Source organism: Paenibacillus sp. NEAU-GSW1, assembly GCF_009737085.1.
Lineage (GTDB): Bacteria > Bacillota > Bacilli > Paenibacillales > Paenibacillaceae > Pristimantibacillus.
On sequence record NZ_WOVL01000028.1, the window covers coordinates 12,696 to 24,357 of the forward strand.

Annotated in this window: 14 protein-coding genes; 7 read left to right on the forward strand and 7 right to left on the reverse strand. The window is 51.5% G+C overall.

Annotated elements, in window-relative coordinates:
* Nucleotides 1–71 precede the first annotated feature (71 nt).
* Nucleotides 72–1,982, forward strand: coding sequence for an LTA synthase family protein (locus GOM71_RS19155; RefSeq protein ID WP_173275819.1), 1,911 nt, complete (start codon nucleotides 72–74; stop codon nucleotides 1,980–1,982).
* 84 nt (nucleotides 1,983–2,066) lie between these two features.
* Here GOM71_RS19155 and GOM71_RS19160 read toward each other — a convergent pair whose 3' ends face one another.
* Together GOM71_RS19160 and GOM71_RS19165 are read right to left on the reverse strand one after the other, a co-directional pair.
* Nucleotides 2,067–2,549: a hypothetical protein gene (locus GOM71_RS19160; protein WP_156283960.1), complete on the reverse strand. Its 483-nt coding sequence runs from the start codon at nucleotides 2,547–2,549 to the stop codon at nucleotides 2,067–2,069.
* Nucleotides 2,550–2,570: 21 nt separating this feature from the next.
* Nucleotides 2,571–2,732 (reverse strand): hypothetical protein, encoded by a 162-nt coding sequence (locus GOM71_RS19165; protein ID WP_156283962.1) that lies wholly within the window; start codon nucleotides 2,730–2,732, stop codon nucleotides 2,571–2,573.
* A gap of 225 nt (nucleotides 2,733–2,957) precedes the next feature.
* Between GOM71_RS19165 and GOM71_RS19170 the strand changes: the two genes are divergently transcribed.
* From GOM71_RS19170 to yunB, 3 genes are all read left to right on the forward strand, one after another.
* Nucleotides 2,958–3,434 carry a nucleoside deaminase gene (locus tag GOM71_RS19170; RefSeq protein WP_156283964.1) on the forward strand — a complete coding sequence of 159 codons (477 nt, stop codon included), beginning with the start codon at nucleotides 2,958–2,960 and terminating at the stop codon, nucleotides 3,432–3,434.
* Between the two features lie 65 nt (nucleotides 3,435–3,499).
* Complete coding sequence (locus GOM71_RS24750; RefSeq protein ID WP_301539648.1) at nucleotides 3,500–3,634, forward strand: hypothetical protein; 135 nt, start codon at nucleotides 3,500–3,502, stop codon at nucleotides 3,632–3,634.
* Between the two features lie 25 nt (nucleotides 3,635–3,659).
* Nucleotides 3,660–4,808 (forward strand): sporulation protein YunB, encoded by a 1,149-nt coding sequence (gene yunB / locus GOM71_RS19175; protein WP_253944927.1) that lies wholly within the window; start codon nucleotides 3,660–3,662, stop codon nucleotides 4,806–4,808.
* 132 nt (nucleotides 4,809–4,940) lie between these two features.
* Here yunB and GOM71_RS19180 read toward each other — a convergent pair whose 3' ends face one another.
* Nucleotides 4,941–6,008, reverse strand: coding sequence for a M23 family metallopeptidase (locus tag GOM71_RS19180; protein WP_253944928.1), 1,068 nt, complete (start codon nucleotides 6,006–6,008; stop codon nucleotides 4,941–4,943).
* 192 nt (nucleotides 6,009–6,200) lie between these two features.
* Here GOM71_RS19180 and lipA point away from each other — a divergent pair, with 192 nt between their 5' ends.
* On the forward strand, nucleotides 6,201–7,106 hold the full coding sequence (lipA, locus tag GOM71_RS19185) for a lipoyl synthase (protein WP_156283966.1): 906 nt from the start codon (nucleotides 6,201–6,203) through the stop codon (nucleotides 7,104–7,106).
* Nucleotides 7,107–7,139: 33 nt separating this feature from the next.
* Complete coding sequence (locus GOM71_RS19190; RefSeq protein ID WP_156283967.1) at nucleotides 7,140–7,862, forward strand: YutD family protein; 723 nt, start codon at nucleotides 7,140–7,142, stop codon at nucleotides 7,860–7,862.
* Nucleotides 7,863–7,923: 61 nt separating this feature from the next.
* Here the strand turns inward: GOM71_RS19190 and GOM71_RS19195 are convergent, their stop codons facing one another.
* Together GOM71_RS19195 and ylbJ are read right to left on the reverse strand one after the other, a co-directional pair.
* Complete coding sequence (locus tag GOM71_RS19195; protein ID WP_156283968.1) at nucleotides 7,924–8,712, reverse strand: NAD kinase; 789 nt, start codon at nucleotides 8,710–8,712, stop codon at nucleotides 7,924–7,926.
* 85 nt (nucleotides 8,713–8,797) lie between these two features.
* Entirely contained in the window at nucleotides 8,798–9,856 is a 1,059-nt protein-coding gene (gene ylbJ / locus GOM71_RS19200) for a sporulation integral membrane protein YlbJ (protein WP_156283969.1), read from the reverse strand.
* Nucleotides 9,857–10,376: 520 nt separating this feature from the next.
* Between ylbJ and GOM71_RS19205 the strand changes: the two genes are divergently transcribed.
* Nucleotides 10,377–11,099: a DUF2225 domain-containing protein gene (locus tag GOM71_RS19205; protein WP_156283970.1), complete on the forward strand. Its 723-nt coding sequence runs from the start codon at nucleotides 10,377–10,379 to the stop codon at nucleotides 11,097–11,099.
* Nucleotides 11,100–11,116: 17 nt separating this feature from the next.
* Here the strand turns inward: GOM71_RS19205 and GOM71_RS19210 are convergent, their stop codons facing one another.
* Complete coding sequence (locus tag GOM71_RS19210) at nucleotides 11,117–11,362, reverse strand: hypothetical protein (protein ID WP_156283972.1); 246 nt, start codon at nucleotides 11,360–11,362, stop codon at nucleotides 11,117–11,119.
* Nucleotides 11,359–11,547, reverse strand: a complete 189-nt coding sequence (locus tag GOM71_RS19215) for a YycC family protein (RefSeq protein ID WP_156283973.1) — start codon at nucleotides 11,545–11,547, stop codon at nucleotides 11,359–11,361. Before GOM71_RS19215 ends, GOM71_RS19210 begins: the two co-directional genes overlap by 4 nt.
* Nucleotides 11,548–11,662: the final 115 nt, after the last annotated feature.

The window sequence follows — 11,662 nt, forward strand, 5'->3', positions numbered from 1 at the left end:
AGATAGAGTTCATAGAGGGAGCCGTCGTCTTTGACGGCTTCTTTTTGTTGATAGATTGGAGTGAACGAGAAATGAATTTGCGATTTATTGACGAGGGCTACCGGCGCTCGCCGTTCGTGGCGATGGTGTTGCTGTTTGCCGCAAAGTCATTGCTGTTTCGCCTTTTTTTATTCGATGGATTGACTGCTGACGGCATTCTTTCCGACCTTGCGGCTATTCTGTTCGTTCTATTGGTTTGCGAAGCTATTGTTCCCGCTAGAATAAGAGGGCTAGTCTATTGGGCCGTCAATCTGTTATTTTCATTGCTGCTGTTTGCCGCTACCGTCTATTACGCTTATTACGGCTCGGTTCCGACGTACACGGCTTTAAAGGCGCTTGACCAGGTTGGTCAGATCGGCGACAGCGTCAACGCTTTGATTAAAGGGATGTATTTCGTTTATTTTGCCGATCTTGCTGTTATCGCAGTTTGGTTCATAGTTGCAAGATTAACAGGCGTTCGTATCAAAGGACGCAAAAGAATCGGCAAAGCCGGCATTTTGATCGGCTGCGCGCTTTTGTGCATTGCTTTGTCCGGAAGTTCGGTCTATAGGGCAAAAGCGATCCCGAATGAGCTTGAGCAAGCCGAAAGCCTCGGCTTTCTGAACTATCAAGCAGCCGCGGCGTGGCAATCGGCAAGCGACAATTTGGCGGCGACGACAGGCAATCTGGAAGAGCTCAAGGCGGAAATCGCAGCGCTGAAAGCTTCGTATCCATACCGTTCGGACGGATCGCCCGCAAACGAATCGCAATCGGATTCCTTCGGCACAGCTAAAGGCAAGAACGTAATCGTCATTCAGCTGGAAGCTTTTCAAAACTTCCCGATCCATCTTTCTGTCGCTGGTCAAGAGGTTACGCCGACGCTGAATGAATTGGCAGGGGAAAGCTATTATTTTCCGCATGTCTATCAGCAAATCGGGCAAGGCAATACGTCTGACGCCGAGTTTATGTCGAATACGTCGATTTATCCGACCGGCGACATCGCCATGTCGACCGGATACAGCGATCGGGTGTTGCCGAGCTTGCCGCGCTTGCTGCAAGCGCAGGGCTATACGGCAGCTACATTTCACGTAAATGACGTATCGTTCTGGGATCGCGATAAAATGTATCCGGCAATAGGGTTTGACAAATACTACGACAAACCGTATTACGAGAATGACCATTTCAATGAATTCGGTCCTTCGGACGAGCAGCTGTACAAAACAGGCATCGAGAAGCTGTCGGAGCTTCATAAGCGCAATCAGCCGTTTTATGCTCAATTTGTAACGGTGTCCAGCCATTTTCCGTTTAAAGTGCCGGAAGGCAGAGGCGACTCGCTTCAATTGCCAGATGGATTAAAGGATACGCATCTTGGCGATTATTTGTCGGCCGTACACTATACCGATTATGCCCTTGGCGTATTTATCGGGCAGCTGAAAGCGAAAGGAATGTGGGATGACACGGTGCTCGTCGTGTACGGCGACCATTTCGGTCTGCAGCCGGACAAAGCGAATGCAGCAACAATCAGCTCGCAGCTGGGCATTAAATATGATGCTCGTTTGAGCCGCTTTAATATACCGTTCATTGTTCATGATTCTTCGCTTAAGCAAGGGCAAGTGGTGAAGCAGCCCGGCGGGCAGCTCGATATGATGCCGACAGTCGCGGGACTTCTTGGCATCGTTCCGGATAATGAGGATGCCATCGTTTTCGGGCAAAACCTGCTCAATATTGATCGCAACGTATTTGGCATGCGTTACTACTTGCCGACAGGTTCTTTCTTCAACAACGATATATTGTTTGTGCCGGGAAAAGGATTCGAGGACGGCAGCGCCGTTTCGCTCGAAACGATGGAGCCGGTTGCCGACTTTGAACAATATCGCAGCGACTATGAATATGTGATGAAGTTAATGAGCCTGTCCGATAAGTACGTTCGGCTGCTGCCGAAACGCGGGCCGGAAAAGGCATAGCAAAAAAAGGCTGGAGCCCGTCGCGCTGCATAATTGCAGCTGCGGCAGGCGCCAGCTTTTTTTAACAATCAAATCCGATTGGAGCTATGTGCGGGCAAAGCCTTCCTCGTCCATATAGTCAACCGCTTCCTCATACGTCTCGAAAGCCATCTCCAGATTAATTCCTGCATACACATACCACATGTCGTCCTCGAATTTAAGCAGCAGCTTCTGGTCAGAAGGGCCATACCATTCCTCTTCCGTCACCTTCTTGCGTTTTTTACGAGAAGGAGGCTCAGGCTGCTCTTCTCTTGCGGAGAGAGAGCCGATCGAGTCGCCAATGAGGCGGCGCAACTCGCTTTCGCTGAAATCCCGGATATTGACGAGCCCTTTTTCATCCTTTGGGTAGCCGCTCAGCAGCCCTGCATACACAAATCCATTCCCGTTCGGATGGAGATGGTAGACGACATTTTTACGATCGTACAAGCTGTCCTCGAACTGGAAATTGACGCGGCCGAGAGAAACGTCGTTTCGCTGCAGCTCCGTAAACGATTCGATAACGGCCAGCTTTTGTTCAAAACTTAACATGGCTGAAAATCCTCCAATGACTTATAGATGCTCCCGATTCACTTGCTCATTCCGCACCATTTGCTCGAGCTTCTCGACAAGCTTATGATGCTCCGGCGGAACCTTTTTCAAGCCAAACCAGGAGCGAAGCTTTTGCCGTTTCAAAAGCTTGAGCATGTACAGCTTTTCTGTATACGTAAACAATCGCGGTCAACTCCGTTCGTCGGGCTCGTATGGCAAGCCGGTTATTCTCTAATAGTAACCGATTTGTGGGAATGCGGCTACTTTGCTGTGCGCAGCTAACAATGATCATGAGCCGATTTGTCGGTTCGAACAAACTTGCCGCCGGCTTTGTTGACGGCGTTTTCCGCTCGAATTTATGATGGTAGGAACAGCTGGACGCTTGCTTTCTAAAAGGGGGATGAACGGATGAACAGCCACGAGCACTATTTAAAGCGCAGTATTGAAGTGTCGAAGAGCTCCCGCGCTAACGGCAATACGCCTTTTGGAGCGATTCTGGTCGGACCGGACGGGGAAATACTGCTGGAGCAAGAGAACGTCGAAATTACGGAGCATCGTTGTACGGGACATGCTGAAACGGCGTTGATGGAAAGAGCGTCGCAGCGGTTCGAGCACGATTATTTGTGGAACTGCACGCTCTATACGACGTTTGAGCCGTGCGCAATGTGTTCGGGAGCTATTTATTGGGGCAATGTCGGACGTGTCGTCTATGCGGCAACGGAGGAAGCGCTGTTGAAACTCACGGGCAGCCACGAGCAAAACCCGACCTTTAATTTGCCGTGCCGCGATATTTTTGCAAAAGGACAGAAGCCGATCGAGGTAATCGGACCCTTCCCGGAGCTTGAGGCTGAGGCAGCGGCTGTGCACGATAATTATTGGACCTGACACGCGTTACGGCTGGCAGGTGACATGTGGTGTGATGGCCAGACAGAGATAGGAGGCAGCAACGATTGACGTTGCTGCCTCCTTCTTTTTTGTCCAAACGGCGCATAAGCATGAGTGAGAAGAAGCGGGACAACCGCAAAGCCGCTTGGCAAGGAGGCGGAAGCATTGGCGAGATGGGGAAGAAGAAGCTGGCTGCATAGATGGCTCGGGGGGGGCAGATCTTCATTGTGGACGAATCATTCGTTCAAGCGGGTGAAGACGGTAAGCTGGGGAAGCAAGACGGTTATCGGCGGCAACAAAACAAACGGTGCAGCAAAACGATGGGGCGCCGGCAAAGGCTGGGGCAGCAGCAGCAAGTCTTGGGGCGGAAAATGGCAGCCCCGCCCGAAGGTGCGATCCGCTGCTTCAAACGGAGGCGGCGCGAGGCCGCTTTTGGGAGGGCTGCGTCCGTCCAAGCCGCGTCCGTCCCGTAGTTCGGCAGCGAAGGCGGGAGGGACGGGAGGCTGGGGCGTAAAGCAGCCGCCGCCGCGCCGTCGCCGAAAGCTTCGCACATGGGTGCTCGTAACGCTGCTCGTTCTGATGCTTGCATCCATTCAATCGTTTATTTATATCGAGAAGCATTTGCGGCCGCCCCTTATGAAGGTGGCGGAGCTGCGCATTAAGCAGGTGGCGACGCAAGCGATTAATAAGGCGACGACGGAGGAGGTTGTAACCAACTCCGATTTCGAGAAGCTGATTGATTGGAAAATGAACAGCGCAGGCAAAGTATCCGGCTTCATGCTGAACTATGCGGAGCATACAAAAATTCGATCGCAGACGATTAATACCGTACAGGAAACCTTGTCGGAGCTGAAGGAAATTCCCGAGCATATCCCGATCGGGAATGCGCTCGGCAGCGCGATTATTTCCTCCTACGGCCCCCGGGTGCCGGTTAAGTTTGAGCCGGTTGGCGCTGTTAAAGTCGATCTGAACACGCGGCAAAAAAATGCGGGTATCAATATGATCTTGATTGAAGTGTATATACGCATAGTTACCGAGGTGGCTATTATCGTGCCGTTCGAAACGGAGCCGCAGCTCGTCGAAACGGAAATTCCGATTTCGTATTTGCTCGTTGTGGGCGACGTTCCGATGTACTATTACGACAACAAGGGCAATCCTGTCGGAGAATCCGCTGCCGACGCGCCGAATATATCCGTTCCTCTGACAGAGGGCGGAGGAGTGACGAAGCCTTCCGACGGCAAAATGATCGAAGAGCATCTCGATTCGGAAGTGTCGCCGTTGCCGGATCAGAACGCTGCCGGCAACGACTCTGCCTCGAACGCCGGCGCTTCCAACGGCGGCAATGGGGGCGACAATGCGACGGGCGGAGAATAGCGCGCGGGAGCAGCATGCGGCGCTGGGCGAGCCGGCGCGCGGGGGAGTTGCCTGAACAAGGCTGTTGTCAGCCTTGTTTGGCAGGACAAAAATAGGCTATCCCGACAACTGGGACAGCCTATTTTTAGCTTGTTACCGTTTGGCGCGCAGCCGCCGGCGTTCGTCGTTTTCCCATTTTTTCAACAGCGGGTATGGATCGAAGGACCACTCGATAAGCCCGCGATCACGATAAACGCCATAATGCAAATGCGGCGGAAATTTGCCTTGCGTGCCCGGCTTGCCGTAGCCGGAGCTGCCGACCCAGCCAATCACTTGCCCCGGCTTGACCAGCGTGCCTACCTCCATCGTTTTGTCGAAGCCCGACAGATGAGCGTAATAGTGGTAATAATTGTTCAAGTCCCGGATGCCGATTCGCCAGCCACCATAAGGATTCCAGCCCTTCACTTCAATAACGCCGTAGGAGGTGCTTCTGACCGGAACGCCATGATTCGCAAAAATATCGGTGCCTTCATGGCTCCGGCGCCCGCCCCAGCCTCGAGCGTTTCCCCATGTGCTTCTGTACGAATAGTTGCTGCCCACTGGAACGGGAAAAGCATGCTCGAACAAGTCCAGACTTCCGAAATTTTCATAAATGCGGGCAAATTGCTGGATGCGCTGGACCGACCGGCTGTTATGGTAATATTCCCATAAACCGATTGAAAAGTCGTCTTCCGTTGATCCGCCGTTTTGCAGCATTCTTCCGACTACCGAATAGAGCAAATCGAAATCGTTCGTCCGCTCCGCCACGCCATCCCCGTTCCCATCTCTTCCAACACCGTTAAACCATTGGATCGAAGCGGGTGCCGTATCGCTTGAATCCGGGTTTAGCGGCCCTGCCCACAGTTCTTCCTCAATAAAAATGCCGCTTAATTCGCCGAGCTGCGGCCGTGCTTTCGGGCGAGCCTTGCTTAGCGTCCGCTCGTATTGGTCGATTGCGGCAATCCGGTACCATGGAATGTCTGTTACGATGCTTAGCCTGTCGTACAATTGCTGCCGCAGTCCCAAAATTTTGTCCGCATCCATTTCCGAATTTGCAGCCGCCGCCGGCTTGCTTGTGCTTTTAGGCAGCTCTGTCTGCTGCTGCGCATAAGTCTGATGACTCGTTGTCAAGGTAATGGAAGCGGCGATGACCGCTGCGGCAATAGAAATGGTCTGTTTCAATCGTTCCACCCTTTCGCTGGCTCTATCGCATAATCGTTATGTTTTGCAAATCATTGGTTTTTATCCGAAACATGTTATAATAAACGAAGAGCTTTTGGAGCCTGTTTGATGCAGAGCTTATAGTGTTATTGCCCTTATGAATCGATGACATAGATCCTGTTGCGTGCGGCAGGGAGAAAGAAGGATATGCATATGAGCAAAAAACAGCAAGAAAAACTTCCAAAGCCGGATTGGCTTCGAATAAAGCTATCGACAGACGGCAACTTTTCCGAAATAAAAGATATGATGCGCACGAAGACGCTGCATACCGTATGCGAGGAAGCGCGTTGTCCGAATATTTACGAGTGCTGGTCGAACCGCACGGCTACATTTATGATTTTGGGCGATATATGTACGCGCGCTTGCCGGTTCTGCGCCGTTAAAACCGGCTTGCCGACAGAGCTTGATCTGCAAGAGCCCGAGCGCGTTGCAGAGGCGGCGGAGCAAATGGGGCTGCGCCACTGCGTAATAACTTCGGTTGCTCGTGACGATCTGGGCGACGGCGGCGCTTCGATCTTCGCCGGCTCGATCAAAGCGATTCGCGAACGGATGCCTTTTTGCCGCGTAGAGGTGTTGATTCCGGATTTCCTTGGCAATCGAGACGCTTTGCAGGTCGTTATGGATGCAAAGCCGGATATTTTGAATCATAATATTGAGACTGTTGAGCGATTGTCCGATCGGGTCCGCGCTCGCGCCAAATATAAGCGGTCTCTGGAGTTGCTCAAACGCGCAAAAGAAATGAATCCGAAAATTCCGACCAAATCCAGCATTATGCTCGGCGTTGGCGAGACTTTTGAGGAAGTATTGCAGGCGATGGATGATTTGCGCGCGGTGGATTGCAATATTTTGACGCTGGGTCAGTACTTGCAGCCGACGCCGAATCATATGCGGATTGAACGTTATGTGCATCCGGATGAATTTGCGAAGCTTAAAGAAGAGGGATTGAAGCGCGGCTTCCGCCACGTTGAATCCGGTCCTCTCGTTAGAAGCTCCTATCATGCGCATGAACAGACGGATTCCGCGGAAGCGGCGCAGGCGCGCGAGCTTTCTGGCGTATAACTAAAAGATGCTCCGAGAGATGGGGGAGAGTCGTTGATTCAAATCGACGGTAAAATTTATGAGCTGCTGCATGAGAACAGGGGCGGCTGGAATATGGAAGCGTTTCGCGATCGTTACAGCGAAGTGCTGGAACGGTACGATTATATTATTGGCGATTGGGGTTATAGCCAATTGCGGTTGAAGGGCTTTTTCCGCGATAACCATATGAAAGCGACGAAGGAGAGCGCCTTCTCAAGCTTGACGGATTACATTAACGAATATTGCAATTTCGGATGCGCTTATTTCGTTCTGGAGAAGACAGGCAGCGTCAAACGTTCTCCTGAAGAGGAAGAACGCGAAGATGAGGAATTGCTGCAGGATTTGGACGATAAGCTGCCGGAGGGCGAGGAATCGCTCATTTCGGCAATCGCCGCTGGCGTAGCAGAGGCGGCTACCGCTACAGCTGCCGCTGCCCCGTCCAAACCGCATGTTTCCAAAGGTGCTCGTGACCGTGACCGTGAACGCGAACGTGATCGTGATCGTGATCGCGAAGGGCAGCCGGCATCGGCTTCCGGCGGCAATCAGCCGCAGCAAGCTCGCGGCCCGCGCAGCGAGCACAATCGTCGCAGCTTCCGTCCTGGCGGCGGCGACCGGAACAAACGGCCGGTAAAGCCGTTCTCCGGCAAAGATGTTGCAGCTGCTTCAGAGAAGCCCCGGCAACAGCAGCAACAACAAACACAATCGAACAATACGCCGAAAGAGCGTGAACGGACTTAAAATCAAAGGCGGTCAGGAGTAGGTTGCTCCTGGCCGCCTTTGATTTTGCACTTCAATCGGCTTACATGTCGATAAATGCGTCTCGGACGCGGTTCCAGAACGGAAACGGCCGGTACCTGGCAAAATTAACTTTGTGTGGGCTGACGCTGCACCGGATCGATTTAATGTCGCTGCGCTGAATGCTGACATGATCGATAGCGAGCACAAGCCGCTGCTCTTTCTTGGAAATAATGTCACAGTGGTGATGGCGAGGCAGCAGAAACGACGATCCAAGCGTTCGATAAACGCGATTGTTGATCGATGCGATCTCAGCGATCTGGAGCGATTCGATGCTTGGATGAACGATGGAGCCGCCGACGCTTTTGTTGTAGGCGGTGCTTCCCGACGGCGTCGAAATTACGATGCCGTCGCCGCGGAACATTTCGAACGGTTCGTCGTTAACGTTCATTTGAACGACCAGCGTCGCGTCCGCACCTTTTAGCGTAAATTCATTTAGGGCATAGTATTGCAGTTTCTCGGTTGGCGTTTCAACCTCGATTTCGGCTAACGGATAACGGACAATAATCGGCTCTGAAGCCGCCATCATTGAAACGAGCTCTTCCAGCTCGTTAACCTTCCAATCGGCGTAAAATCCTAAATGGCCGGTATGAATACCGACAAAAGCGACTTTCGACACGCGGTGAACATAATTGTGAAAGGCCTGCAGCATCGTGCCGTCGCCGCCGATAGAAATAACAATGTCCGGCTCCGCATCCTCACGTTCAAAGCCTCTTTCGGCCGCCAGCTGATGAAACTGCTCAGCTAATGATTGTGATAATGTATCTCCTCGGTCGATAACCGCGTATTTCAACAAAAAATACCCCTTCCGAAACAAACGTATATGTACGATGATATCGGAATGTGGAGACAAATACAATGAGGAAGAGCAAATGTTGTTACGGCGCCAACCAGCCCCACAGCAAATAGACAAGTGCGATTGCGATAAGCCCATGCGCGAAGCGGGCGAACAGCAGCGGGGCATAGCGCATGTCGGTGCGGCTGATCAGGCTGACCACTTGCGCATGCACAGACAAACCTCCCCAAGAAAGCACCCACGCGGCGATAGCGGCTTGATGCATAAGATGAGCGTCTGCATTTCCGGCAGCTTTGGCCCCCAGCGTTACTTCAAACAATCCGAAAATGATGGCATCTGTAAGCCCCGCCGGCAATCCAAACCATTGAAACAAGAGGCGGAGCACATCGGACAAACCTTCAACAATGCCGATCCGGTTCAGCATTTCGATCACGACAGAGAAAAAAACGACAAGGCCGCCAATAACGAGCATTAGCCGGAGCGCTGATTGAATTGCGTCTTGCAGCAGCCGACCCAGCTCACGGCCGTCCAAAAGCCTTGCATCGTGCATGGCTTTTAACGCGACGGATAACCGATTTCGGGTTGGATTGCTTAACGGTCGAACGGGTTCGCTTAGGGGCGCATGCCGATCATGGAAACGCATAAGCAGACCAATTACAAAAGCGCCCCCATAATGAGCCGCTGCAAGGAGAGGGGCAATGGCTGCGTTGTGGAAAAAGCCTACTGAGACGGCGCCGATTAAAAAAATCGGGTCCGACGTCGTTGTAAATGCAACTAATCGTTCGCCCTCGGCCCGATTAACGAGCCGCTGCTCCCATAATTGAGCAGTCAGTTTGGCTCCGACCGGATACCCGGACACATAACCCATCGCAACAACAAAGCTGCCAATGCCGGGAAGCCGAAACATCGGGCGCATAAAGGGATCAAGCAGTTTACCGAAAAAGTGAACGATGCCAAAACCAAGCATTAGCTCGGATATTACGAAAAAGGGGAAAAGCGCTGGGAAAAGCACCTGCCACCAGATCGAAAGTCCGCGCAGCGACGACTCCAGCGTTTGATGCGGGAAGCAAGCCATAAGCAGCACAATAAGCAATGCCCCAAGGCCGGTGACGGAAGCGGGATGCGCAAGGACGCGCAGCATAAAGAGTCCTCCTAAAAAGTTTTGCTTCGAAAGCATACGCTTAGCTTGTCTTTTACATATATGTCACCGTTAGGACATCCATCCCTTTCTTTTTGACGGGCATAGTAAAATTGTTTGAATATTCTTGAAGAAAACGCTTGCATTTTGGGGTGATCTCTATGGTACAATGGAGTCAGAAGCAGCTTAATCGTTGCATATCCTCTCTAGGACGCGGAGGGATCGGTATGATGATGAGTGTAATAGCCGGCATTTTAGTTTGTGCATTTGTTTATGTAATTCGTGAGTCTCTAACGGCGCCGGGTGAAGAGGATTACGAAAGCTAACCGGATATACAGTTGATACGTCCCGCATTGGCAACGATGCGGGCTTTTTTTTACTATGAGACAGCGGTATGGAGAGGTTGATTGGACTAAGGTTCTACATTTTGTGCTGGAAAGTCATCCAAAGTACCTACATAATGAAGCCGTGTATGTCGATATATTTAGGTAGAACATCGCACAGAATAGGAGACGTGAACCGTATGGAGCCGCTCTATCAGACAAATGTGAATTGCATCTGTTGTGAAATGCCGTTTTCAACTTCTCGAGTGAGGCCAAGCTTCAAAAAAGCGATATCAACTGACACCGATTTTTGCGGGCATTACAAAAATGGCGTGAATCCCGACTACTATGTCGTGCGCGTATGCCCGGCTTGCGGCTTTGCTTCTACGGAGAACGGGATGCAGCGCTTGACGGAAAATCAGAAGAAGCTTTACTTCGATAAAGTGGGAGTAAAGTGGACGACGCGCGACTACGGCGGAGAGCGCGAATTGCCTCAAGCTCTGGCTTGTTATAAGCTTGCGCTGCTGACTGCCCAGGTTACAGGCGAGAAGGATCGCGTTGTGGCCGGCATCTTGCATCATATTGCATGGTTGTATCGTTATGAGGGCAATCAGGAGGAAGAGAAGCGTTTTCTTCGGTTTGCGCTTAACTCTTATATAAAGGTTTATGAAACGGAAGGCGAGGATTTAAACAATGTTCGTCTTATGTACATGCTCGGCGAACTGAACAATCGGATTGGCGAGCGTAATGAAGCGGTAAAATGGTTCTCCCGTATCGTGAACGATAAACGCATTATGGATGCGGCGATGATTCGTGCTAGCCGTGAGCAATGGCAGGCAATTCGCGAAGAGATGGCTGCTGAACGCATGGGGCTGGACGACAGCAACGAACCGGCCGAAGCCGGTCGTACTGCGGCGAACTAGCATTTGAGCTTGTCCGATCAGCCTTGTTTTCGATTGCGCAGAGGCTCGTCGGCCAGCATATAGTCGTTGTCCATATCGACAATTGTCACTTTATTGTGGCAGCATGGAAAAACGAGCAGCTTTTTCTTGCCGTGCTGAATATCGGGAATTTCTTTCACTCGAAGCGGGATGAGCACATTGTCGCTGGCGCAAAACGGACAGCTTTGAACGTATAAATCGTTCATGACGATGTCATACGGCCAACTGTTTTCGAAAGGAATCATGATTGCGATTGCTCCGGTTTATCGTCATTCCCGGTTCCGCCTGCTTCAGCCTCTGATTTGGCCAGCTCGGCAAGTTTTTGCAGCAGGATGTGTCGCGGCATATGCATGAGATGTTCAATCGGCACGCCAAGCTGCTTCGAAAGCTTGATTGCGGTGTCCGGTGAAATTTGCAACGGTCTGGACATGGTGGAATACCTCCAAGTAAGGATATAATTAAGTTATACACCGCTGATAGAGATTGCGCAAATGGAACGCAAATCTTTTGAGGCGGTGTTTTTTTGTATTCGATGATTGCAGAAC